Source organism: Arthrobacter sp. alpha11c, from assembly GCF_054149985.1.
This window is the reverse complement of sequence record NZ_CP196747.1, coordinates 4,749,643-4,775,077: the sequence shown is the minus strand read 5'-3', so window position 1 is coordinate 4,775,077 and position 25,435 is coordinate 4,749,643. Positions and strand designations below refer to the sequence as shown.

Sequence of the window (25,435 nt, the reverse complement as noted above, 5' to 3'; positions counted from 1 at the left end):
TCAGCGCCCTTCCATTCGGCGTCCGCTGGATCTCTCCATGATTTGAGTGGCCACGAGATTCGCCCTTGCTTCGTCCTTGATCCGCGCTGCAGTTATGTTGTTGCCTTTGGAAAGGTTGGAAGAAAATTCCTGGTACAGGTTGGTGGTTTCTTCGGTTGAGCCGTCCATGATCAGTTCGCCCTTATCCAGCCAGATCACGCGTGTGCACATGTTCCGGATGGTGTCGAGACTGTGACTGACGATGAACACACAACCGGCTTGGGCCCGGAGCTCGTCCATGCGGGCCTTGCTGCGATCGTTGAACTGAGCGTCGCCCGTATTCAATGCTTCGTCCACCAGCAGTATCTCTGGGTTGACAGCTGCGGCAATGGCGAAGCGAAGCCGCGAGGCCATGCCCGATGAATAGGACTTCATGGGCAGGTAGATCGCGGAGTCCAGGCCTGACACTTCAACAATGCTGTCGAAGCGTTCATCGATTTCGTCCATGTCCATTCCCATGGCCAGGCAACCGAGGACTACGTTTTGGTCACCTGACAAATCCGGCACGAGCGCGGCGTGCACGCCCAGCAGCACTGGGGTGCTGGAGGCGTAGACGGCTCCATCTGTGGGGGCAGCCTGCCCACTGATCAGCTTCATCATGGTGCTCTTGCCGGAGCCGTTACGGCCGATAATGCCTACGGATTCCCCGCGCTCCACCACCAACGAAAGTTCCTTCAGTGCGCTGACCGTCACCAGGTTCTCGCGTCCCAGAAGCTTCCGGAGACTCCCCCGGATACCCTTTCGGGTGGATGTGGAACGTTCGATGGAGGAAGGCACCTTATAGGTCATCTTCACTCGATCCACCACTACGCAGGGCGGTCCGTCAAGGAACACAGCCTGATCAATCGCGACCATAGGTCTCTTCGCCTCTCCAGAAGAAGATGAATCCAACCAGCAGGGCCCCTAGGGCGACGACTGCCAGCGTGGCCCAGGACTCCCATGCGGGGACCCGATCGTAGAGTACGCAGCTCCGGACGATATCAATGACGTTGAACAGTGGATTGAACTTCATGATGGCGAGCAATGTTGGCTCATGAACAAAGCGTTCATACGAGTAGAAAACTGCAGAGCCGTACATCCACGCCCGGATCGCGAAGGGCAAGAGGTGCGTTACGTCATGGGCAATCGAAATGATCCTGGCAAGGATCATTCCGATTCCGAGGTTGAAGATGAATTGGAGCAAGAGGGCCGGCACGATCAGCACCCAGTGCCAGCTGATCTTCTCGGCGGGAGGCAACACTACGATCAACAGAAGCATGCCCAGGACAAGCGGGACAGACGAAAGGAGCTCCCTGATGTTTGCGCCAAGCGGAAGGGCGGCACGGGGGAAATTGAAGGCCTGAACAACAGACTTTCCATTCCGAATGGAGCGGGCACCTTCCATAATTGCTCCGGAGCTGAACTGGAACATGAAGATGCCGACGATCAAGTACCCAATGAAGTTTTCGATGCCACCACTCGTGTTGAGCAGCATGCCGAAGATCACGTAGTAAGTGAGCCCGTTGAAGACCGGGTTGAGCAGGAGCCAGGCGCTCCCCAAACGGTCTTTTCGGGTTCCCGTCTGCACGCGGGCGCGGGCATCGTAGAAGATGAACTGCCGGTAATCCCACAGCCGTACCAAGTAATCCAGGAATCCGGGTCTGGAACCCACCCTGGACAACTTCCGCATGTCCACGGACATCGGTTGGATGGCCGCGGGCGGCGGAAGCTTTGCTTTCTTCGCCGACATCAGCTGACCCTCCTTACGTAGTTAGACGCCCAAATTTTCATAAGCCCGGATGTATGCCTGGGCATTTGCCTGCCACGTCCTCGTGGCCAATACTTCCTGCCTGCCCGCGGCGCCAAGCCGCTTCCGTAAACCGTCATCATCAAGCAATTCGTACAACACCTCAGCCAGTCCCCCGGGATCTTCAGCGTTCGCCACCCTGCCGTTTACGCCGTCGTGCACTATCTCCCGCAAGGCCTCCAGGTTGCTGGCCACCACCGGCCGGCCGGAGGCCAGCGCCTCCACAGGTTTGAGCGGCGTCACGGCCCGGGTAACAGCCAAGTCCTTGCGTGGAACCGCAAAAATATCCAGCGCCAAGTGGTACAGGCGAGCCTGCTCCGGAGGGACACGCCCCGTGAAGATGGTCCGTTCCGATAGTCCCAAGCGCCGGACTTGGTCCTGAAGGCCAGGCGCGGCAGTGCCGTCCCCGACCAAAACCAGCTTCAACTGTGGCAGTCGTGGCGCAAGCAGCGCAAATGCTGTGACCAGATCGTCAAGGCCCTCATAGTCAACAAGGCTGCTTACTGTCCCGATGTAAAGCCCGTTCGGGTCCAGCCCCAGAGCCAGCCGCGCCTCGCCGTGATCGAGCGGTTCAGACAAGTATGCGCCGCCTACGGCATTGGGGCAGATCAGGATTTTGCTGTCCGGGATACCCATGGCCACGATGTTGTGTTTCATGGATTCGCCGAGCGTCACCACAAGGTCCGCGCTCTGCATGACGTCGGCTTCCCGTTCGGTAAAGAGCTTGTACCGTTCGCTCCGGCGAGCTTCCTCGCCACGCGTCGACGCCCACGTGTCAGCCAGTTGTCCACGAACTTCGTAGGCCCACGGAACATCCAGGGTGTTTGCGACTTCCCGGGCTATCAGGCCGTTGACGAAGTGGGTGGTGGTATGGAGGACCGCCGGCTTGAAGTCACGGGCGAGGGACAGAATGCCTTCGGCCTGCTGCTGTAAGCGACCATGCATGGACGGCTTCATACGCGCCGGCAGGAGGCGTTCGTAGCGCACGCCGTCAACGACGTCATACTGCCGCGCTGTCAACGCGCCGATCTGCACGGGGTAACCCAGGCGGGTTACGGCCATGGCTTCCCAACCGGCGTCCTGCTGGGCGGTCAGGATCGAGTGGCTGCGCCGGGCGTAGCCGCTGCCGGTATGCGGCACTGAGTTCGTCAGAAGGTGCAGGACCCTACGGGATTGCGGTTTAACTGCGGATGCCGTCAGGGATGGACGCCACCCCTGGAAGACGCGGACTTCGGACTCAAGCCGCTGCCCCTGTTTTGCCATGCCGCCCCGCTCGCCAGCGAGGACGACGACGGCGCCGCTCATGTCGCCGTCGTACCACTTGCGTCTGGCGAGGGTCGCCGGAGTCCGGCTCGCCCCTGCGGCGAGGGGCAGGAAAACATCCGCCCATGCTGGCTGTCCGGCAGCGATTGCTACTTCAGCCGCTTTGCGGGCGCGGTCACCATCAAGACCGGCACGGACGGCATGTTCAAACCGACGGGTAAGACCGGCGGTGTCCCCCGCCGCGTGGGTGGCCAGCAGGAAGAGGGGACGGGCGGAATTGGGCGCAAGCCTGGCGACGAAACGAGCCAGCGGCCTAACAATCCTGGATGGCAGCCGGCGAAGGACCTGGAGGAACAAGACAAAGGGCGACTCAGTGAGGTGCTCTGACACGGTTCCCGCAGTCAGGGCAATGTTCTTGAGGAGTTGGATCACGCAGTCCCCCGGGCATCAGTTGACTCCGGATTGACCAAGGAGGTTATTGACTCCATGTATCGCAGGGCCAGCTGGGCGTAGTCAGCGTTGTCCCGGACCCAGTCGCGTCCGCTGGTGCCTGAGGCGAGCCGGCTTCGGTCCTCGGAAAGCTCCCGCCACAGCTGCGCCACTGCTTCGGCGTTCGCCGCGACGACGTCGCCTCCGCCGGCTTCAATGATGATGCGTTCGGCTTCACCCCGCACAACCGCGGTGACGTGCCTGCCAATGGCCAGAACCTCGTAGGTCTTGGACGGGACAGTGGTCTCGAAAGACTTCCAGTCATCGCGGAGGGACACGATGCACGTATCGGCTTCACGGTATTTGTCCATGACTGCCTGACCCTGCAATGAAGGGAAGAAGGTCACGGGCGCGTTGAGCTCGCGGGCCAATTTCACCAGTTGCGGACGGCTGGTACCGTGACCCACCAATGTCAGATGGAATCCCTCGCCCAGCAGCGCACTCGCCCTGATGAGAATGTCCAGGCGCTGGCTTTTGCCGTGATTTCCAAGGTAGACGGCATGAAAGACGTCGCGCTCCAAGGCCGGGGGCTCAAGGAAAGGCATCGAGTTCAGATCAAGGCCGTTACTCACAGTAACGACGTTCTTGATGCCGCGGTCCCGCAGCGTCTCGGCAAAACCGTCCGTAACTGTGACAACCAGGTCCGCCCGCTGCTGGACGAACTCCACCACACGCTCCACCAGGCTTTTGACGCTGCCTTGCACGATTCGGGCGTCGCGGGCAAGGTCCGGCCAGGCATCCCGCATCTCGACGATGAAAGGCACCCTGCGAAGCCGGGAAAGCACGTATCCCGTAGCCAGCGTCGGGAGGCTCGGAGCGGTGGCGAGAATCGCGTCGGGTTTCTTGCCGCCCAAACCTATAGGAACGGACATCACAGCGGAGAAGAGCTGGTCCACGAAACGTGCCAGTGGCGAGGTGCCAAGATGCCGAAGGTACGGCACGCGCCTGATGGTTTCGCCGTGCGGGCCTTCCTGGTGGGCGAAAGCGAATCCGGCTTTTCGCCGGGGCAGATCCCGCTTGCCGTTGGGATAGTGCGCAACGGGAGCGACGACGTCGACGTCCCAGCCTGCTTTCCGGAATTCCCGGGTCAGGGACAGCCAACGGCGCTGCGGCGGGCTGTGCTCCGGCCAGTACGAGTGCGTGAGCAGCATTAGACGCAACGGGAATGCAGGATTTACGGCAGTCGCGTCCCTGGGGAGGGAAGTATCCATGGACTACTTGCCGTTGAGGCGGGGTCCGCGGATCCCCTTTGAGCGCAGGGCACGGAAGTACGCAAGACCCAGCAGCAGCAACACCAAGACCGTCAGGCCTTGGACTAGGGGGTTGTTCTCCGCGACGGGGGCCAGGGCCACCTTCAAGGGGCCGGTGATGTCTGCGCTGACAACGGGCGGGGCGGCGGTTTTCGTAGGAGTCGGTGTGGGCGTAGGCGTTGCCTCGGCGGTGGCCGTGGTGGTTTCCGCGGGAACTTCAGGCTCTACAACAAAGTTCTCTATGGCAACATCGGTGGGTACAGCAGGAACGAGCGACGTAGCTGGAGGAGTCACAGCAGGCACTTCCGCAGGCGGAGCGACGGGCTCGACGACGGGCGGCACCACGGGTGCGGGAGCTGGCTCTTCGGAAGGCTGGGCAGGTGCCGGAGGAATAGGTTCCAGAGTGGCCGGAGGCGCAGAAGGCTCAAGAACGGGCGGGATGACGACCGGGAACGTAGGCTCGGGTTTCGGCGATGGGTCCGACGGCTGTTCAGCATCGGGTCCAGGGTCGGTTACTGTGGTGGCCACGGCCGGCTGGGTACCAAAAAACCCGAGAATAGCCAGCAAGATGACCACAAGTGCGGCTTGAACACGTCTGATTCCGGTGCCCAACTTTCCCCCCGTTGATATGTCGTACAAAACGCTATTAGCGTCCGTTCCAGCGCGTCCACCTGAATGAGGGTAGGCGCGGCCACCAACAGCAGGAGGGCAGCCCGGTTTAGTCTAGCGTATGGATAACAGTCATTTGATTCCGTAGGATCGTCTGCTGATGCCGACCCCAAGGAATTCATGACGCTCATTCGCGGAAGCCGTCCGCGCATCAAAGCCCTCCTCGCGGCACTTGTGCTCATAGCCGGAGTTGCAGGAACCGCTTTAGTTGCGCCCAACCACAGCATCGAGGCGGAACGGCCGGCCCAGGAGAAACAGCCCACTGAGGCCCCGAAGAAAACTCCGGCCGTCAAGGCACCGAAACCGGCAAGCTACCCAATTGGCGGCTATTTCGTCTACGCCACTCCGAGCAGTTCCCGGAACCTACAGAAGCTCACCGAAATTAAGGCAGCAGGCGCTGACACTGTCATCACTTTTGGAACGTCCCTCGTGCCAGCTACTTTGGCGACGCTTCCCAAGGATTGCCTCATTGACGGAGTGAACTGCGCCAAGGCTGCTGCAGGAACTCTGGAGGTCAACCGCTATTTCACATACTCCGACGGAAGCATCTGGGGCAGCCAGGCCGTGAAGTGTCCCAACGACCGCAGGATCACCAGCCAAGGCAAGGCATTCGTTGTGCTGGTCCTCCCTGCCCAGGGCAGCGGCTGCACGTCCGCGAACGGCAAGTACGACGTCGTGGTGGCAGGCGGTGGCGCCGCCGATGCCACAGATCCAGCAACTTCAATGGCTGTGGCGGCCACGAAACTGGGCATGAAGTTCTATGCCGGACTACCTGCTCCGGTGAAGAGAACTGATAAGGCGTACCTCCCCGACGTTTCCTACCAAGGGACCCTTGCCCTCTTCACCGAGCGCTTGCTTCAGTATCAAGCGGCTGTATATAACGTGACCGGGCTGGCTGGCTTCTATCACCACACAGAAATGCCTCTGACCGATGGCCACACTTTCGATCCCATCCTGGATCTGTACCGCATGCAGAACCAGGCGATCCATCGAATCTTTCCCACTCGCAGCGCAATCGTTAGTCCCTACCTTGACGCGCGGGTCAGTGCCTTCAGTATCAGCCTGAATCAAGCCCGAAACGGGATCCGAAGAATTGCCCAGACAGCCAGCGGACTGGTTCTGAACATCGCCATCCAAGACGGCATGGGTACAGGTAAGGGTGGTGCGTTTCAGTCGAACGAGGCGAACTCGGCGGTGGACCGCTATGCGGAGAGCATCGTGGGCAAGGGTTCGTGGGGCAGCAAGTACGTGGCACCCGTTCGGGAGTATTTCCTGGCAGCTGCTGCGGGCATTTCCGGAACCGGCGCCGTCCTGTGGGCAAATTTGGAGGGCATGGCTCCAGCCACGGCTTCCAATCCCTGCGGTGACAGTCTCCGTGGGCAAAGTTCCAAAGCCAGGATCGACCGGCAACTCCAACAGCTTTCCAACGCGCAAAAAGTCATTTCCTTTATGTGGGATTCGTATTACACATGTGTTGGTACCGGTGTTCCACTGAAGGCCCAGATGGAGTCCGGAATTGCCACACCGATTATTACCGACGCCACGTTTGACCCGGCCACCGGCCAAGTGCGGATTACAGGCTTCAATCTTTCAGGTGGCAACGCCCAAGTGAAGTGGACCGCCAAAGGCGGACAACGCCTCGCGAAAACCGTGAAGCCCATAAGCACAAACACTGTGTACGGAGTCCAGAGCGGCATGAACCCAAAATTGGAAATGATCCTCGTGAACGTGGGTAAAACAACCTTGGCCGCCGGCCGCTACTACACCGTCAATGTCACCAACCGATGGGGTGCGGAGAACGATGCTTTCTATTCGCAACGCGTCTACACAGCGCAGGCTTCGCGGGGCGCCAAAGGCTAGCCCCGGACCTGGCGCGTTAATCTATTTGTTAGCGTGGGCGAGGAATTTGCCGCATTCGTGGCCCGGCGTTGCCGTTCAAAAACCTTCGCCAACCGGACAGCGTGATGTTCCACTCTCTTGGCAATTGCCGCGTCAGTGTGCCGGTCAGATGAAGAACCTGTTCTTCGACGTCATTTGATCCAACCTGCGGCACCACGCGGCCCGGTCGTGCCCAGAGGACGCTAAGTCCAACTGACCCTCCAGTTCTCCGATGTCCAACACATTCTGGTCACTCGTGTATATCAAATCGTCCTGTGCATAAACGGAGCTTCTCTCAGTCTGTGCAAGCGTGTAAGCATGTACAGAAGGACGTGACCAGAAGATCCCTTTGCCGACGATGCGGGCCGGGACACCCGCTGCGGTGGAGTTGGAAGGGATGCTTTTGGTGACCACAGCGCGGGCCGCCAGGATACTGCCGGAACCAATTCGTGCCCCTTTGAGTAGCAAGGTGTCCTCGCCGAGCCACACGTGGTCACCAACCCATATGGAAGCACTGGGATTGATTCTGTGGTGGTTACTCAGCGAATAGATCAGATGCGGGTCCGCCGTTCGGAATACCACGCGTGATGAAAACATGGCATCGCTGCCGATGATGACATGTTTGCGTTCTGTCGGAAGGAAGCGTGCCTCTGCAGTGAACGATGCCCCTGGGCCCAAATAGAACACAGACTCTTCAAACACGGTTGCCACCAACCGCAGGAACCTGGGCGACTTGCGTAGATGGACTACCGAATCATTCCCCATGAATCGAAGCCTTGAGTTCCGCAGCTTGACGCCGTCCTCCACGAACAGCACGTTTCCCTTCCCGGCAAACTCCACCGAGGAGCGGAGAAACTCCGATTCGGGCGTCTGATTCAAGTGGACAACATTGTCCCTAATTGAGGAGACATCCGCGTAGGAGCGAATAATTTGCGTTTGACCCATCCTTGCGGAACCAGCCACCGAGGCGCTATCCGACATTTAGCGGCACCTCATGCGGGGTCGATGCCTCATCCACTATGGCGACAACCGTGGAGGCCTTCCAGTCCACTGTCCCAAAGGTATCCAGGGCCTCGTCAGCCGAGCCGGCACCATGAACCACGATCAACAGATGTTCGGCTTTAGCGGTGATGACGAATCTCAAGGCAAGCAGCTCCGCCATCGCCCAGCCGTCCAGAGGCTCCACGACGGCAATATTCGACACCTTATGCTTGCCATGCTCAAGGGTCACGCCAGACACATCGAATTCGGCATCGCTCACGAAGTGGACCTCCATCGTGTCGCCCTCGATATCTTCGTCATAGCTGCGATACCGAAAACGGGCGAGACGGTCACGGTCCAAGACCACATACGTCTCTGGATGCCTCGCATGGAGGCTCAGAGCAGCTGCACTCATTGAGTGCTGCACTTCCTGCTTCGAATCCAATATCAAAGAACCGGGCAGAGTGCCAGTCCACTTAGTTCCGTTGGCTTCGATCGCTACAACCGCTGAGAGATGCTGGATCGGATCGTAAGCCGGATAGAGCAGTTGCTTTTCCGAAGTGAACTTCAGGAAGTCATAGGAATGTTCAGACATCGACTGCAGGAACCTGGTCCTGCCCAGCCAACCTTCAATGAACCAGTTGGCGCGGGCAATTTTAGAGGCGGCGGGATCAACCCGGACCTGCACTTGAATGCCGTTCTCTTGAGGGAAGGAACGTACTTCATCGGCACCAATGTCCCGTTGCTGCCGACCGCCCAAGAACCCACGGATGATGCCCAACATAGCTGGCAACGCGGCCCGGGCCACATCAGAGTGGACGCCATTTATGCGGTACTTCGTGAGGTTGGGGACGTCTCGAACAAGCTCAATGAGTGAGTGGTTGCTGAGTTCATCGGAGTTCGTGTAAAAATAGTCGATTCTTCGTCCCTCAGCGAAGTATTCGCGCAGGTTGTCCTCGGGCTGCTGTACATCGTGGAGTGCACGGTTCCGGAACAGATTGTTTCGAAAGAATGGCTTGTTGAAGTAGTACGGCAAATTCATTTGCGGCACAGCCAGCAGCAGTTGGGCGGCCGGGAAGTCCTTTGCATAGTGGATGGCTATGCTGCCGCCTTTGGAAGCTCCGAAGAACAGCATCTGTGCTGGGTCGATATCGAAGCGGCTCCGCAGTTCCTCGATGGCCTGCCAAACCCGGCGGTACAAAGGCCGGCCAGCGTTGTCCACCATCATGTAGGAGCCTGCGGCAAGGTAGCGGTCCTGAAAACACACCATAAGGGTGTCCTTCAGGTCGGCGTCGGTAATGGCCTTGAGGTAACTGACAGCGTAGGAGATCCGTGAGGTTGACGGCCCGAATCCCGGGAAGGTGATGAACAGCTTCTTGGGATTGGTGGTATTTCCCCGCAAGGAATAGTAGGTGTCCCCGTGCTGCTCCACGCCATACTGGTGATCGTATTTCAGCTGTTGCGGAGTAGTGAAAGCACCGCGGCCGATCTTCAGCTCATAAGGTGCGTCGATGTCCAGGCTAAATCGCTTGGGATCCTTCGACGTGACAATGATGTTGCGGTATTCAAGCGGGAAGCCGCGAGCCGGGGGTTCTATCTTGTTCCCGTAGACCACTCGGCCGTCCTGGAGCAGCCTGAATCCCCTGCCCTTATGCACTTGCCACTTTGCAATGGTCAGTTTTGCAAAGTAGGTTCCTTGCGGCAGGTTTTCGGACGCCAACCTGCGGATGCTGCCTTCCAAGCCTTTTGCCTTGATGAATCGCCGTGCGGGTGCGTTGGCTGGGGATGCCATCAGTTTGCGGGCGAAGCCCGTGCCGGCCTGTGAGTAGGCAGCATCTACCGCGATACCCGTGATGGTGCGTTTAATGCCTCGGATCTTCCTCATTAGAGACTCAGCATCCTCTCAACAATTTTGGCATTGATTCTTTGGGGGTCCACTCCCTGGAAGAAGCGTGCGCGACGGGCACTGAATAGTTCATGAGGCCGGAGATAGTGCTCCTTGACGACGTGGTTGATCAGGTCTGCATGCTCCTCAAAGACCGGGCCCAAGCCATCATCGCGGTAGTCCACGCGGCCTTCGTAGGGTTGCTCATGGAAGAAGTCCGCTGCGTCCCAGTGGTAATAGGCAATTGGCGTGCCGATAAAGGCAGCATCAAGCACAGCGGAGCTGTAGTCCGTGAAGACCATCTCAGCCGAGGCGATGGCTTCGCGATAGCTCAAATCAGTCCTGACAACGTTCTTGGAGAATCCGAATTGGCTGGCTCTCTTCTCCACATTTGGATGGAGTTTCACGTGGAGAGTCCGGCCAGTTTCTTCGAGGAACGCCAATAGCTTTGGATCCGAGAGGACGGCGTCGATTGCACGGAAGTACTCCGACTGGGCGAACTGTTCGGTGGACACTTGATGGAGGTTGAAACGCCACGTTGGCATGAAGAGAAGGTGCTGTGGCGCATGTGCCGTTTTGGTCAAGGCCTCGAAGCGGGGCAGCCCTGAGTTCAAAGTTTCGACGGGGGCAAGCTTGCCAAGATAGTCGGCTTCGAGTTGCCCAGTGGCGACGAACACATCGAAGTATTTGGAGAGAATCCAGTCGGTCATGTCGTTCAACTGGATCCCGTGTTGAAGATACACAAAGCGGGAGTTCGCGAAGGACTTGCCCCGGTATCTGATGTTGTAAATCTGGGACGAAACCACCAGGTCCGAGATGAGGAACTTCTCGTAGAACTCTGTAGTGAAGATCGGAATCAGTTTGAAGCCCTTTGCTTGCAGCCGTTCCCAATCGGGCGATTTCGGATTTAACGCGAAGTACGCCTCTGTGTACTCCCCATGGTTCACCCTGAAATATTCATACAGGTGCTCAGCGTTGTCGTCTGCCTGTAGGGGCCTATCAAAGAAGATCATGGTCGAGGAGTGTGTGATGGGTCGGCTGTAGAAGTCGTAGCTGGCGGCCCGCGAATAGCCGGGCCGTAGATCTCGCGGCCGATATGACTTCTCGATGAGGACGGTGTCCAAGCCGAAGTGCAATTCGTAGAGGGGCGGTTGCTTCCCTTCCGTGGGCTGGCCTTCCCTGAAAGACAAATATGAATCACTGGCGCTCAGCTGCTTGTAGAGGTGAGTGTCGGACTCCGAGTCAGACAACCAGCGAATCCAGGACGCCTCCACCGGCTGCAACGGTTCAACGAATCGGAGCAGCTCGACGAGACGATACGACCGGACCACGTCCCGGAGATTAGCCAAGGCAACCTGTGTCACCTTCCCAGCCCGCATGCCGCGAAGGAACAACGCAACATACCGCACGAGGTGAAGACGTACTTCCTTCGAGGCCGCTGGGATCAGTGGGACCAGCCGCGTGACATCGTGCGCTATTTGCAGGCCAATGGCGGCTTTGGTGTCAGATGCGACCGAGAAGCCTGTAGCCAGAGGCTTTACCGTTCCGATGGACCAGTACAGGCGGTAACTAAGGTAAAGGGCTGAGCGGTCAACGTCGCCAATTGCTTCCAACGCGTCCCTGAGCCGATGCGTGTTGAAGACAACACCGAATATGTCCCCGTCCCTCGCATAGCGATATGCGTCGTCGATCGTGGTGGCGGCTACATTGTTTGGAATGCCGCCTGTGTACATTACTGGTTCAGCAAGATAGACGGTTCGTGCCCGTAAGTACTCGAGCATCGTGGTCATGTACGACGCCGATAGCTGATGCGAGGTCTTCATAAACACCACGTATTTGGTCTCGATGGTCTCGCTGAGCCTGGTGATGCTATCCACTGTTAACACTTCGCCAACCTCGAGGATGGAGAACTGGGTTTCGTACCTCAGCCTCGCGGCGATGAGTCGTCTGTACATCACAGACTCGCGGTCAAGTAAACCCGAAGTCTCTAAGACGATCGTGAGCAGGGGTGATGAGTCGAGCATCCTGGTCCTCAGTGAGTCGATGGTGAAGGGACCTCAACCATGCGATCCCTACATGCCGATTTTTAGTTCAAGGACAGAGTGGCCCCATTGGCCGAATCGTGACGCAGGAATGCCCGGAAGAATCCCGTGTCGGACAAATTGATTTGCAGCTATCACTTCGTGAACGCTTGGGACCGGAAATGAGCACTTCAGGGAAGGTGGACAACACTCCCAGCCGGGCGGTGCAGCATGCCTGGGCACAATCCACCTTCAATTAGCAGTCACCCAGGGAACCACAGTGCCTTCGACCTGCATATATTGAAAACGCCGTGGCCAGCTCATGAGTGTCGACAACGGCCACTACTCGTTGGCGCTTGATAGAATCATCACTGCTGACGCCGACACCAAGGAACACATGACGCTCCCGACTGATACTGAAAATGCCGAGACTAAGTCCCGCCCTCGACGTCAAAAGAGCCCAAAAAAGACTGCGCGAAATGTGTTAATTGGCTTTGCGGCCGTCGTCCTAATCGCGGGCCTGATTGGTGGCGGCTACCTTTACAACTTGGCACAGACCTTCAACTCGGGGACTACGAAGATCGAGTCAGCCTTCCCTGACGAGGCCACCCGGCCCCAAAAGACCGAGCCTGCGAATGGCGCCCCCGCGCCCATGAATATCCTCGTGATGGGCAGTGATACCCGCGGGTCCGACGAATTGGACGTGGACACTGCTGTAGCCACCGATCAGCGCGCTGACACACTGATGCTCGTCCACATTCCGGCCGACCGGAAAAACGTGTACGCCGTTTCCCTCATGCGTGACCTGTGGGTGAACATCCCAGGGAAGGGCGAGTCCAAGATTAACGCGGCGCTCGCTCTTGGCGGTGTACCCCTGATGGTCCAGACTGTGGAGTCCCTCTTCCAGCAGCGGATCGATCACGTGGCAATGGTGGACTTCGAAGGTTTCAAGGGCCTCACCGATGCCTTGGGCGGCGTGGAAATAGACGTAAAGATCCCGTTCGCACCTGCATCTGGTCCGATGAAGGGCCACTACTACGCAGCAGGCAAGCATACGCTGAACGGCGATGAAGCACTCGCCTTTGTCCGCGAACGTAAGTCATTCAGCGATGGCGATTATCAGCGCGTGCGAAACCAGCAGGCGTATATGAAGGCCATCATCAGCAAGACGATTGCACGCGAAACCCTGACGAACCCTGTGACCGTCAGCAGCATGGTGAGCGCGGTTTCACCCTTCGTTAGCGTCGATAAGAGCTTCGACGCCGCTGCTATCGGCAGCCTCGCATTGGGCCTGAAGGACATTAAGGTGAATGACACTGTGATGTTTACCCTGCCCACGCTCGGCACCGGCACCTCCGTGGACGGCCAATCGATTGTCGTCGCAGACACCACTGCCATCTCCGAGATCGCCGGCGCGCTCTCCAAGGATCAGCTAGGCACGTATGTCACCGCACACGCACTCGAAAAGGGAAACTAGCGCGTAGGTCTGGGCACAGATTTCCGGAGATTCCTTCAGCTTCATAAGGCACCTCCACCGAGTCCGCTCTGGGCACGAACTCGGCGGGACTACGTCAATACAGACGGAGATGGCTTTCCCCAGCGTTTCTTGTAGCACTGGGCAAAAGGAGAGATGATACCGACGTGGAATCCCTACATCCATTCCGTATCCTTACCGTGTGCACAGGGAATATTTGTCGTTCGCCGGTGGCTGAGCGGTTGTTGCAGGCCGGGCTGGATCAGGTTTCAGACGCGAAGTTCGAGGTGAGAAGCGCTGGGACGCGTGCCATGGTTGGCGAGCCCATCCAGCCACTGTCTGCCGATATTATTCGAACGTTCGGCGGGAATGCTGCCAACTTCAAGGCAAGGCAGCTTACCGCAGCAATGCTCCGCCATAGCGACCTCATACTCACCATGAGTTCTCGACACCGACCAGAGGTTCTGCAACTCGATTCATCGCTGCTGAAACGAACCTTCACGATCAGGGAATTCGCAAGGATGCTCAATGTTCTTCTGGACGATGCATCAGTAGCGCCCTCGGGAACGATTGCAGATTGGCATCAAGTCCCAGCCCGTGCTGCTGCAGTTCGTCACTTGGCAATACCGGAAGATGCCAGTGACAACGACGTCGTGGACCCATACCGTCGCGGATCTGACGTTTATAAACAAATGGAGGATGAACTTGCGCCTGCCATCCTCTCCATCCTGCGTTTTGCCAGGTTGAACGCGAAATCTGACTCCGGGTTCGAGCTGTAAATCCAATCCTAGCCTCGACAGGATTGCGTTATGTTCGAGTAATGGAAGCACGCAAAATCGCTCCGGAATATGGCAGAAGTTATAGTCAAACATGCCTTCCGCGCTTAACTCCGTACATCGTTCAACTTTTCGCAGTGACATAGCTGGTTTAAGGACGATCGCCATTGTCTCAGTAGTCCTAGTCCATGCCGGGGTGAGTTGGATACCTGGAGGATTTGTCGGCGTAGACGTTTTCTTTGTAATCTCCGGGTTTCTCATCACTGGTCAACTACTACGGGAAAATGAAGCTACAGACAGAATCAATCTTCCGGAGTTTTGGGCCAGACGCGCCAGGCGGCTCTTCCCCGCGTTGGCCTTTGTAACGCTGACGGTCTTGGCGGTCAGTCCGTTCATATTTTCGCCCCTGGAGCTCAAAGAACTCGCAAGTCAGGCCGGCGCAGCTGTCCTTTCCGTATCCAATGTGCTCTTCGCATTCCAAGCTGCGGACTACTTCGGTCATGAAGTACAAGAGAGCCCTTTCCTGCACACGTGGTCCCTGGGAGTCGAAGAACAATTCTATTTGGCTCTTCCTTTGCTCTTGGTGATCGTTTCCTGGGTTGCACGACAATTGGGCTGGAGCACACGCCGGGTTACGCTTTTGACTCTCCTGTCTTGCCTCGCTGTTTCGTTTGCTGCCTCAGCTGCCTTGACCCCAGAGCATCCGTTCTGGGCTTTCTATACAATCCCGACAAGGGCTTGGGAGTTTGCTGCCGGCGGGGTTCTCGCAATCGTTATCGGGACCATGAGCTTGTCGAGGACGACGGCGACAGTTTTGGCTACCACCGGCATGGCGGCCATTCTTGCGAGTTGTTTGTTCATCGGAGACAACCAACCGTTTCCGGGCACCGTGGCGGCCGTTCCTGTGGCGGGTGCGCTGCTGGTGATTCTCGGCGGTTCTACGCCTAACCGGATGTCGAGCTTGTTTGGTAGCAAGTTGATGGTCTGGGTAGGTGAGCGGTCTTATTCCTGGTACCTCTGGCATTGGCCTGCCGTAGTGCTAATCAGCGTGGGCTTCGAAGTCCATTCAGTCTGGCTCGGGCTCGCTGCATCAACACTGGCGTTGGGCTTGGCGCACCTCACTTTCCTTTGGGTTGAGTCGCCGATCCGTGTGTGGAAGGCCCTTCGGGCAAATAACCGCATCACGTACACCGCCATGTCGGGTGCGCTTGTTGTCTCCGTTCTGGCCTCAGCCGGTATCTACACAGGCGGTTCGTTGGCGTCAACAACACTAGAGAATCGGACGTGGCTTGCCGTGCGGGAGCAGGGCGCGCCCCAGACATGCCCAGAGCGCCGCAAGGCAGATTCCGGGATCGCCTATTGTGTTTCAGGTTCGACTGATGCCCTGACAACTGTCATGGTGATTGGGGATTCCCACGCTGCGCAGTGGGTTCCTACGCTCTCGAAGGTCGGCGCTGAGGAGGGGTTCCGCCTTGTGATTCGTGCCCTCGATGCGTGCCCGGCCGCCAATCTGACAGTCCTGGCACACGGCGCGGTTAATTCCCATTGCGATTCTTTCCATCGCGAGACTGAAGCGCTTATATATGAGCTTCGACCGGAAGTCGTTCTTACGGCAAATTCGAACAGCTATGTCGGACAAATCCCGGACAGTGCAGGCAGTATCAAATCTGTGGACACGCAGTCCAGATTGTGGCGGGCAGGCTTCGCGTCGATTATTGAAGCGGCGCGCGCTTCCGGTGCCGTGCCGGCAGTTATCGAGGACACTCCGAGGCCCGGAGGTGACGCAGGTGTGTGCGTGACACGTCCTGGCGGAACCGAGCAGGGTTGCTCTCCGACGCGTCACAGGGCTTTTGAGGACATCGCGATTCTACGAGACGCGGAACGGGCCGTCCAAGAGGAATGGACAATCAATCACGTCTTAAGTTTCGACGACCACCTCTGTCCTACTGATACATGCCTCATCGCCGATGGTGGAATCCCAGTTTTCACCGACAGCAACCACCTTTCCCAGGACTGGGTCGCTGCTCAGGAGCCGAAACTCAGTGACTTCATCTCGGCGGCTCTGAAAGCCGCGATTAGTACTCCGTGACCAAGGGACCTCTGTCGGTGCAAGTGTCTTCGGCTGCAGTTCTTTCCAAAAGCGCGCGCAGCGACGTCATGAACGGTCCAATGAAGCTGCTGATCCGTATGCTAACGAGCCGGCCGTCGACGACTGACTCCAGCAGAAATTCTTCCCCTTGACGGGTCGTAAGGACACCTTCTGCAACCCAGACCGAATCCGTACTGCCGCCGAACAATACTGATTGGAGTCTGTTTCGACTGTCCACCAGGGCCTCCTCCGGATCGACTTTAGGCTTCGTGTCTTCAACCTAAGACGGTGGCCACAGCGCAGCACGAGTAGTGGGTACTCGACTTTTGCGGTCATGGAAGTGGGGACTACTTGGATTTGATGCTGTAAGGACATCTTCGAGTCTCCGTGAACTGTCGCGTCGGTGATAGAGTCTGACGGCGACACGAGTGGTTGGCAGCGGGCCGGCGGGCGTTTTCCGGTATTTTCCGCATTACCTTCTGCTCTTTTAAGGGGGAACGTGAAGATTCTTGTGACAGGCGCAAACGGGCGTCTGGGAATGGTCGTGCGCCAACAGCTTCAGCGCCGCGCAGATCTTTCCGCCATCTACCTGATCAGCCCCCGTGCCATCCCAAGGACGGAAGCGGATGTCAGGGCAGACATCTCTGATCCCACCGACTTGAAACAGGCGGTCCTGTTTGCGGAGCCTGACGTCATTATTCATCTTGCAGGTGTCAGCGGGGCGGCATGCGACGCCAACCTGAAACTGTCAGAGGCTGTCAATGTCACGGCGATGCAGGTGCTCTGCGATGCCGCAATGACTGTGGGGACTTCTCGCATCGTTTTTTCCTCTACGGCTGCCATTTACGGTGACCGCCACAGGGAACCTGTGAGCGAAGCGCATCAAGTCGACTTGAGCAGTACGTATGCTCGGATGAAACACGAGGCCGAGGAAATTCTTCGGGAGGCAACAGGTTCGGCAGTACTTTCAAGTGTCGCATTGCGGATTTTCAACATCTACGGCGACAAATTTTCAGACTCGCTCGTCCACCGTTTGTTGTCTTCAACGCTTTCTGAGCCCTCACGATTGCAGGGCCTCGACACCTTCGTTCGCGACTACGTTCACGCACCCGACGTAGCGGAGGCAATCCTGCGGTCCATAAACGTGCCGTTGCGCGGCCACCTGACTCTGAACATCGGAAGTGGCGAAGCCACGAGTAACAGGAAGCTCGTCCACCTTCTCAGCAAACTCGGAACAATCCACTATGAGGTGGACGAACCGCGGGCCAGTTTCAGCTGTGCGGACATTGGTTTGGCTACCAGGCAGCTAGACTTCTCTCCCGAAACTCTTGGTGACGTCCTCACGGCTTCAAGACGTTAAGCCAACCGTTAGGACGAGGTCACCCCGGTTCGCTCGCCCTGCTTGAACCACGTCAAGGTTCGCTCAATTCCGGTTTGAAGATCAACAGGTGTGACGCCTGGGAACAGTTCCTTCATCAAGCGGCCATCGCTTCGCGATGCCCTGACGTCTCCTGCCCGCGGATCGTGGTGGGAAATAGTCAGCTTCTGATTCATGGCGCCTTCGAGGCCCGCAATCACCTCAAGCAAAGTTGCATTGGATCCGAAAGCCAGATTGACCGGACTTTCTGAGCTCAATTGCTGCTGGCACGCCGCAAGAAGAACTTCGCAGACCGTGTCGACATACGTGAAGTCACGAGATTGCAGTCCATCGCCATGCACCTCCAGCGGCTCACCACGGAGCGCTGCGTCGAGGAACTTTGGGATAACTGCAGCGTAGGCATGGCCGGCACGTTGACCTGGCCCATAGACGTTAAAGAATCGAAACGCCAGCGTCTGCATACTGTATGTACGCCCATAGGCGATTGTGTAAGACTCGGCCGCAAGCTTGCTAGCCGCGTAAGGGCTTACCGGACGAGTCCAGTCAGTCTCGGACTTAGGCAGGACTGGATTGCTGCCGTAAACGGAGCTCGACGAGGACATGAGAAAATGCCTGACGCCGTGCCGCCTGGCTGCTTCCAGGACGTTCAGGGTACCCGTTGCGTTGGCATGGTGGCTCTGCAAGGGGCGGGCCACTGATCTAGGCACGCTACCCAGCGCTCCGAGGTGGACGACAGAGTCGACACCTTCCATAGCAACGTCGAGGATAGCCTCATCAAGAACGGACCCCTCGATGACATTCACAAGTCGTCCAGAAAGGTTTTCGGCATGTCCGGTGCTGAAGTTGTCAAGGACAACGAGCTCGGCCTGCGGATCGTTTTCGTTGATGTATCGAACCAGGTTCGACCCGATGAAACCGGCACCACCAGTGATCAAGATCTTCATACTTCAATTGCTCCTTTATCTTGCCAGTGCTTCGGAAAAGCCCAGCATCCGGTATCGGTCTCGGCCAGGCTCATAAATGCTCCACTGAGGCACCTTTGAGTGCATTTTTTGTGTCAAGCACCGGTACATCCGAATTATCCAGAATATTCAAGTCAAGGTAGTCGTGATCGGTGACCAGAAGGACCGCGTCGGATTTGCTGACCGTTTCGGCATCCAATGTTCCTCGTAGCATTTCCTTAGGCCAGTGGTGGTCTTCGACCAAGTCATCAACCCCTAAGACAATTGCACCAAACTCTTCAAGGAGCTCCCTGATACGCAAGGAGGGCGCCTCCCTGACATCCCCGGTGTTCTTTTTGTACGCCAGCCCGACCATCAAGATCCGTGAGCCTTTCAGAGGCTTGCCGACATTGTTCAAGCTCATGAGCAGGCGGCGGACGACATAGTCCGGCATGTGGTCATTGATGTCGTTGGCAAGTTCAACGAAGCGGAAGGCATGGCCAAGCTGACGACGAACGTGCCAAGAGAGATAGCTCGGATCCACGGGCAGGCAGTGTCCGCCAACGCCGGGACCTGGTACAAACTTCATATAGCCGAAGGGTTTGGTTGAGGCAGCGTCAATGGATTCCCACAGATCGATTCCCAAGGCGTGCGCATAGATCGCAAGCTCGTTAACCAGTGCAATGTTCACATGCCGGAAGGTGTTCTCCAGCAGCTTTGTCATTTCGGCTTCCTTTGGGGTTCCGACAGGAACGGTCCTTTCGACTAAGGAATCGTAGAAATCCTTGACGCGGACGAGCGATTCCGGTCCGAGTCCTGAAACGACCTTTGGCGTCTCGACGAAGCCCCAAACCTTGTTGCCAGGGTCGATTCTTTCTGGACTGTAGCCTACGTAGAAATCGACATCCGCCGTTAGTCCGGAGCCGGCTTCCAAAATTGGCACAAGCAGTTCCTCGGTGGTTCCGGGGTGTGTGGTGGATTCGAGAATGACAGTGGAACCGAGTGTAATGAATTGCGCCAATGCCTTTGCCGAATCCGTGATGTAGCTCAAATCCGGAAGGCTCTCCTTAAGAGGGGTTGGCACCGTGATGATGGCGAAATCGAAACCGGCGGCGTCGGTGTAGCTAGTGGTGGGAAGGTAGCGCCCGGAGTCCAGTCTGCGCCGGAGTTCGTCATTTGTGATGTCTCCAACAAACGATTCGCCATTGCTCAGGGCGACGATCCTCCGTTCATCAATGTCCAACCCGACCACGTCATAGCCGACTTCGACAGCTCTCATGGCCACGGGAAGGCCTACATAGCCCTGTCCGACTATGACTGCTTTCTTTGATTTATCCATGAGTGGATCCCTATCGGTTGTTTGCTGGAACTTTGCGGGAATTTTCGCTGGCAATCGGGCGCGCGTTGGGGTCTCGACGGCGCCGTGCACGACCTGATACGCGTGGCGGCCCTATCGAGGCTTTTCGGTGACGGGGTGCCTTTGATGATCGCTGCTGCCGCCTGATGATCAACGTCCCGCATATGAGAAAAAGGCTCATGGTGGCGTAGCCAGTGACGCATGCCCATGCCGCGCCAAGGCCCCCGCTGCCGGGAATGAACACCAGCAGAAACAAACTCATCGCTGCCATGCCCACAACGCCGGTCCAACTGGAGAGCTTTATGTGCCCTGCGCCGGCCACTGCACGACTCAAAACCAGGTAGGGCGACAAGGCGATCTCGGCCAAGGCAAGCACACGGACGATGTCGACGGCTGGCGCATATTCTTGCCCAAACACCAGCGGAATGAGCCATGGCGCTGCAACGTACATCACAGCCGTGTACGCCCCCGTCACTCCCGCAGCTCCGAGGACGAAGGTCAGCAGTTTCTTTCTGCCGAATTGATTCTGTGCAGCATCGCGGAAAGCGACTTGACCGACAGAATTGGATACGACCTGAATCAGACTCGCCGGCGTTGTCGCAACGGCGTACAAGCCAACAGCGCGGGTGTCGGCTAAGGCAGCAAGAAGATATTGATCCAGTCGGTAAGTTATGGACTGGCCCAGATTCATGCCCATCAGGCCGACGCCCTTGCGCAAAAGCTCTTTCGTTCCACCCGATGTCGGTTCGGTTGTTTTGAGGACAACGCCCTTGCCGATGATGCTGATGGCGATGACGCTGCGTGTTGTGAAACCGGCCGTGTAGGCAAGGAGTGCACCGAGCAGACCGTGCCCAAAAATCCAGAAAACGATGAGGACAGCAGCGGTGACACCGAACCCGACGCTGTTCGCCATCGATGCCCGGCTTGGGAAGCCGGTAGCGCTTAGGGCGTCCGCCGTCTGATTGGCGAAGAACGCCGCAAGCCCCAAAGGCAGCACGCCGAAAATAACTTCGTTGACGCCTAAATGCACGTCAATTGCGCCAAGCAAGAAATAAGAAACGAGGATAAGGACGATCAATTGCAAAGCGCCCAGCCATAGCGACGTTTTGGCATAGGCCCGCATCGTGACCCGTGGATCCCGGGGAAGAAGGATGCGCAGTGAAATGTTCGTACCAAGCCCACTTACCAGCGAAACGATCGTGACGGTGGTGATCAGGATCGCCAGGACTCCGCGGTCATCCGGGAGGAGCATTCTGGCCGTGATAACGCCGCACAGCAAGGCCCCGAAGAGACCGGCCACGCTCCAGGCGGTAGTCCCAAGGACCTCTTTTCCTGACCCCGAACGGGTGGCGGCAAGCAGGCGTCTCAATGTACTTTGCGCCCTTTAAGCCAGCTCAGCCCTATAGCGACGAGAATGAGTGCAACCCCGCCCGTGCCCCATGCGAAGATGGGCGCAAATGAATTCCTGACGTGCATCAGCAGGAGCGAGGCGGCAACGCCGAGGAAAGCCAGGGGCACGGGGCGCGGCGGAACGATGCAGAGACGGGAAGCCAGGAATCCAGCCAGCGCCAACGCGAGCAGTATGCCGGGGATCCCAAAATTGTGGTGTCCTTCGGCAATGATCGAACCGCCGATGGGACCTACACGGTGGGCAATCTCTGCGTTCATCAGACGAAAGTCCGTTTCAGCATCATCTCTGGGCAGGCCGAGTATTCCCGCGAGCCCACGCTCCAGAGGAGCTGCGTAGGTGGCCCCAGCCAAGTATGGTTCGTGCGCGGCTTCGTGCCAGCCAATAGTGGTAACGATAACCCGTGCCGAGTAGCCCATCTCCTCAATCGCCTTGATCGGCGAAGCGGACACCTCGTGAAGGGAGGTGTCCCCGAGTCCTTGGCTGCGGACCTGCTGTACTGCGGAGATCGCGACCAATCCGACGAGGACGCAGACTACCATTGACGCGAATGAAGGCGTCTTCCTGCAGCGGATGAATACAGCAAGGGCCGCGATCAACGGAAAGAGAGATTCACTGCGCAACCCCATGGGCAGGGCAAGCAGCAAGAATGCGAACAAGAAGACTAAACCCGCCCGCGAGATTAGCCGAGTAGTGTCCTGCGCTATGAGCGCAGATCCAATGGTAATTCCGAAATAGATAATGCCCACGGAATTTCCGGAAGTTGCCTCGAGGTATTCGCTGTAGCTGTTGAGGAAGAACAATGGGCCGAGCTGCGTATAGCAAACGAACAGCCAACTTGCGACCGCCACCGACAGTGTCAGTCCGCCCACGTCAACAATCGCGTCCCGCATGGATCGGTCAGATGAGTGTTCCTGCAGCTCAGAGGGCCGCATCCTGGTACCGGAGTTACTGGAAAGCCATGCGACAAACCCTATCGCCGTGGCATAGCTCAACAGGCCAAGGTCGATGAGGTATGCGGCCCGGATCATCACAGGGTCGCTGTACCAACCTGTCCACGTTCCATCCAGGAATGACGCCATTCGTCCGTTGTCAAGGGCCGGGGAGACGAACAATCCCAAGTGGAAAAGGCAGAGTATCAAGAAGTACAGGAACGGAAAAGACCAAACGCCATCGGAGAGTGACTTGGCGACCAAGTAGCCCAGGGCGCACGCTAGCAGGAGCGAGATGATCGCCACCCTTTGGATCGGGGCCTGCTCGAAGACTGGTGCAAGCACTAGCAGACAGATCAGGATGGCGCTTCCGACGTGAGCAAGTACGGCTCCGTGGAGTTTCGCTCTGGATAAGACCTCGTCCGGCAGAACTGAGTGCGTAGTCTGTGTCTGGACCTTCACGCGCACCACAGCCTGCGGAAGTGGCCGACTGCAACCTCAATATCCAGTTCAGAGCCGTACAACTTTCTACGGGCCAGCTCCCGGGTTTCAGGCGTTGGCCTGTCTCTTAGTGCATCGGCGATGGCATCCGCCCAAACGGATATGGCAGCTTGCAATGACAGAAGCTGTATCCCTCCGACATGCTGCGCGAGGTGAACGGCGCCTGCAACATCAGATGCAATAACGGGCGTACCAGCCGCACATGCCTCTACCAGCACGCCGGGCAGTCCCTCCAATGTGGAAGTGAACAACAAAAGATCTGCAGACGCCAGCAGATCCGGGACGTCCATGCGTTCGCCGGCATAATGAACACGGTCCGTAACACCTAATTGCTCGGTTATCGACAGCCAACGCGACCGGTTTGCTGCCGACTGGACCTCGTCAGCTCCATCTCGACCTACAAAAACCAAGGCTCCGCTCGGGTGTGCTTTAGCGTACTCACCGAAGAACCGGATGGCCCCGTCTCTATTCTTAGTGGGGATGTCAGCCCGACCTATGTGGAGAATCAATGGTTCGGCCGGGGCGATCCCGAGCTCATCGCGGATGTCAGTGGTGCCGGTGCTGGAGAACTTTTCCAGATCGAAACCTGTCATCAAGACACGGCAACGTGGGTCATTCGCCCAATCTTTCTTCCAGGCCACCGTTAGCGTTGAGGGAGCGATTCCGATGATGTCGGTTGCGAACTGGTTAAGGAGCCAGCGCATTACCGCGTACTTTGCCCGCGCCGGCAGCGACTGTTCGGCACGGGGCCGGCCGTCGCTGCTGAAATTAGCGATCCGGATACGGGCGCCCCCAAGGGTTGCCAACGCGAGGATGAATCCAGAAGCAAGATGAACGTGCGAGTGGACGACTTTGATGCGGTTGCCCCGGAGAAACCGGACGAACTTCAATGCAAACCAGGGGCTGGAGAGGCGTAAAGGGACAATCGTGGCGCCGGCCGCTCTATAGTCGCCTGCCAGGGACCCTTCCCGCCCGGTGAGTGTGACCATTGTCAGTTTCGGGCCGGTCGCAGGCAGGGCACGGGCTACTTCAAGCATCCGCATCTCGACGCCACCGCGGTCGACGGATCCGAGGATGTGGGCCACAGTAGGGCCGCTCTTTTCCGGCAGCGTCATGATCTTTCCAGTGCTTTCGGCGCAGCCTCGAGTTGGCTGAAAAAGTCAACAACCCTTTGCGGGTCAAGTGAAGCGATAATTTGACGAGCATGCTCCAGGTTTGTGGCCCCCTGCTGTGTCATCCATTCATGGTTGTTAAGGGCTGAGCGGAGCAACTCGGTTAATTCTTCAACGGATCCTGAAGTAAAGAGGCAATCCGGTGGAAGCAATTCCGGGATTCCGCCTATGTCGGAACCAATGCAGGGCAGGCCCCGGGCCATCGCCTCAATGAGGGCTCTCGGGACACCTTCAGTGCGGGATGGCATGGCAAAAAGGTCAGCACGGTCCAGGATGTCGCGTATTTCCTGGGGCGTTTCAATGTGTCCATGGAAGGTAACATGCTTATCGATGCCCAGGTCTTTGGCCAGCTCAACAAGTACCCGATGTTTCGCGCCTCCGCCAACAAGTTCCAGGGTAATGCTGTGACCCTTGCTTAGGAGTTGGGCAGCTGCCTGAAGCAGGAGATCGTGGCCCTTGTACATCTGGTTGTGCGTTCCGACGGCGACCACGATAAGGCCCTCCCGGTCGGGGCGAGCGACTTTCGGTTGCGCAGGAAGGGTGCCGTCGGTAACGGCTACTCCGCTTCGAACGAGCGATGCCGCACCTGCGCGCACCGGGTATCGGCGCTGCAGTGTCCTCTCGGAGACGTAGATTGCGCCGTCGACGCTGGAAACTTGTCGCGCTACAAGTAGTTTCGCCAGCCATGCCAACTTGACTCCCGGCTTCCCCGCTACACCGGCCTTGAGGACGTCGTAGGGGTCGCCCACCACGTGCGCGAAGGTCCGGGCTCCCAAGCGGCGACCCGCGCTAACGGTGATTCCACCGATTACACCGGGGAACCGGCCCCCGTAAACAGCACTGGCGTCGGTGGTAAACCGGCGCACAAGTTTGCGTATCTGCATGAACCGGGTCACCATGCCTCTTGCTCCCTGATACGAGGGGACTGCAAGGACCTTGACACCGTCGCCTTCAACGAGGCGACCGCCGTCCCGAGGAATGTCTTCGACCCTAGCGACAACGATGACTTCGTCAAAGCTGTTCAGCCACAGCAGATGGTTCTCGTACCAGTCCTGCGAAGCATCCGAGTAAACACGGCCATCCAAGCCGCGGTGCAAACGCGCTTCCGTGGCATAGAAGACCGTTCGTTTACTGGCAGTCATGGGG

General features: G+C 57.8%; 19 protein-coding genes. 5 read left to right on the top strand and 14 right to left on the bottom strand.

Features of this window, described 5'->3' with window-relative positions; translation table 11 throughout:
• From ACTAQJ_RS22290 to ACTAQJ_RS22270, 5 genes are read right to left on the bottom strand one after another with little or no spacing between them, the layout of a single operon-like run.
• The gene (locus ACTAQJ_RS22290; protein ID WP_498699481.1) at positions 1-894 is read right to left on the bottom strand and encodes an ABC transporter ATP-binding protein; all 894 of its coding nucleotides are present in this window, start codon (positions 892-894) and stop codon (positions 1-3) included.
• On the bottom strand, positions 881-1,768 hold the full coding sequence (locus ACTAQJ_RS22285) for an ABC transporter permease (RefSeq protein WP_498699479.1): 888 nt from the start codon (positions 1,766-1,768) through the stop codon (positions 881-883). The genes ACTAQJ_RS22290 and ACTAQJ_RS22285 overlap by 14 nt, the downstream gene beginning before the upstream one ends.
• A gap of 21 nt (positions 1,769-1,789) precedes the next feature.
• Positions 1,790-3,520, bottom strand: a complete 1,731-nt coding sequence (locus ACTAQJ_RS22280; protein ID WP_498699477.1) for a glycosyltransferase family 4 protein — start codon at positions 3,518-3,520, stop codon at positions 1,790-1,792.
• A complete protein-coding gene (locus ACTAQJ_RS22275; RefSeq protein ID WP_498699475.1) occupies positions 3,517-4,788 on the bottom strand; it encodes a glycosyltransferase family 4 protein in 1,272 nt (423 codons plus the stop codon). Before ACTAQJ_RS22275 ends, ACTAQJ_RS22280 begins: the two co-directional genes overlap by 4 nt.
• Positions 4,789-4,791: 3 nt before the next feature.
• Positions 4,792-5,355, bottom strand: a complete 564-nt coding sequence (locus ACTAQJ_RS22270) for a hypothetical protein (protein ID WP_498699474.1) — start codon at positions 5,353-5,355, stop codon at positions 4,792-4,794.
• Positions 5,356-5,616: 261 nt separating this feature from the next.
• Here ACTAQJ_RS22270 and ACTAQJ_RS22265 point away from each other — a divergent pair, with 261 nt between their 5' ends.
• On the top strand, positions 5,617-7,356 hold the full coding sequence (locus ACTAQJ_RS22265) for a DUF4434 domain-containing protein (protein ID WP_498699472.1): 1,740 nt from the start codon (positions 5,617-5,619) through the stop codon (positions 7,354-7,356).
• 144 nt (positions 7,357-7,500) lie between these two features.
• Here ACTAQJ_RS22265 and ACTAQJ_RS22260 read toward each other — a convergent pair whose 3' ends face one another.
• From ACTAQJ_RS22260 to ACTAQJ_RS22250, 3 genes are all read right to left on the bottom strand, one after another.
• Positions 7,501-8,253 (bottom strand): acyltransferase, encoded by a 753-nt coding sequence (locus tag ACTAQJ_RS22260; protein ID WP_498699470.1) that lies wholly within the window; start codon positions 8,251-8,253, stop codon positions 7,501-7,503.
• 91 nt (positions 8,254-8,344) lie between these two features.
• A complete protein-coding gene (locus tag ACTAQJ_RS22255) occupies positions 8,345-10,240 on the bottom strand; it encodes a hypothetical protein (RefSeq protein WP_498699469.1) in 1,896 nt (631 codons plus the stop codon).
• On the bottom strand, positions 10,240-12,264 hold the full coding sequence (locus tag ACTAQJ_RS22250) for a CDP-glycerol glycerophosphotransferase family protein (protein WP_498699467.1): 2,025 nt from the start codon (positions 12,262-12,264) through the stop codon (positions 10,240-10,242). The genes ACTAQJ_RS22255 and ACTAQJ_RS22250 overlap by 1 nt, the downstream gene beginning before the upstream one ends.
• Positions 12,265-12,583: 319 nt before the next feature.
• Between ACTAQJ_RS22250 and ACTAQJ_RS22245 the strand changes: the two genes are divergently transcribed.
• The 4 genes from ACTAQJ_RS22245 to ACTAQJ_RS22230 all read left to right on the top strand — a co-directional run bounded on the left by ACTAQJ_RS22245 (position 12,584) and on the right by ACTAQJ_RS22230 (position 17,960).
• A complete protein-coding gene (locus tag ACTAQJ_RS22245) occupies positions 12,584-13,738 on the top strand; it encodes an LCP family protein (RefSeq protein ID WP_498699466.1) in 1,155 nt (384 codons plus the stop codon).
• A gap of 164 nt (positions 13,739-13,902) precedes the next feature.
• Complete coding sequence (locus ACTAQJ_RS22240; protein ID WP_498699465.1) at positions 13,903-14,514, top strand: arsenate reductase/protein-tyrosine-phosphatase family protein; 612 nt, start codon at positions 13,903-13,905, stop codon at positions 14,512-14,514.
• A 91-nt stretch (positions 14,515-14,605) separates the two neighbouring features.
• Positions 14,606-16,600 (top strand): acyltransferase family protein, encoded by a 1,995-nt coding sequence (locus ACTAQJ_RS22235; protein ID WP_498699463.1) that lies wholly within the window; start codon positions 14,606-14,608, stop codon positions 16,598-16,600.
• A gap of 403 nt (positions 16,601-17,003) precedes the next feature.
• Positions 17,004-17,960 (top strand): NAD-dependent epimerase/dehydratase family protein, encoded by a 957-nt coding sequence (locus ACTAQJ_RS22230; RefSeq protein WP_498699461.1) that lies wholly within the window; start codon positions 17,004-17,006, stop codon positions 17,958-17,960.
• Positions 17,961-17,968: 8 nt separating this feature from the next.
• On the opposite strand, the gene ACTAQJ_RS22225 is transcribed toward ACTAQJ_RS22230, so the two are convergent.
• The 6 genes from ACTAQJ_RS22225 to ACTAQJ_RS22200 form a co-directional block, all read right to left on the bottom strand.
• Positions 17,969-18,922, bottom strand: coding sequence for an NAD-dependent epimerase/dehydratase family protein (locus ACTAQJ_RS22225; protein WP_498699460.1), 954 nt, complete (start codon positions 18,920-18,922; stop codon positions 17,969-17,971).
• Between the two features lie 70 nt (positions 18,923-18,992).
• Positions 18,993-20,348, bottom strand: a complete 1,356-nt coding sequence (locus tag ACTAQJ_RS22220) for a nucleotide sugar dehydrogenase (RefSeq protein ID WP_498699458.1) — start codon at positions 20,346-20,348, stop codon at positions 18,993-18,995.
• Positions 20,269-21,528 (bottom strand): lipopolysaccharide biosynthesis protein, encoded by a 1,260-nt coding sequence (locus ACTAQJ_RS22215; protein ID WP_498702241.1) that lies wholly within the window; start codon positions 21,526-21,528, stop codon positions 20,269-20,271. The genes ACTAQJ_RS22220 and ACTAQJ_RS22215 overlap by 80 nt, the downstream gene beginning before the upstream one ends.
• 113 nt (positions 21,529-21,641) lie before the next feature.
• A complete protein-coding gene (gene wzy, locus ACTAQJ_RS22210) occupies positions 21,642-22,961 on the bottom strand; it encodes an O-antigen polysaccharide polymerase Wzy (RefSeq protein ID WP_498699456.1) in 1,320 nt (439 codons plus the stop codon).
• Between the two features lie 113 nt (positions 22,962-23,074).
• Entirely contained in the window at positions 23,075-24,232 is a 1,158-nt protein-coding gene (locus ACTAQJ_RS22205; RefSeq protein WP_498699454.1) for a glycosyltransferase, read from the bottom strand.
• Positions 24,229-25,431: a glycosyltransferase family 4 protein gene (locus ACTAQJ_RS22200; RefSeq protein ID WP_498699452.1), complete on the bottom strand. Its 1,203-nt coding sequence runs from the start codon at positions 25,429-25,431 to the stop codon at positions 24,229-24,231. Before ACTAQJ_RS22200 ends, ACTAQJ_RS22205 begins: the two co-directional genes overlap by 4 nt.
• Positions 25,432-25,435 lie beyond the last annotated feature (4 nt).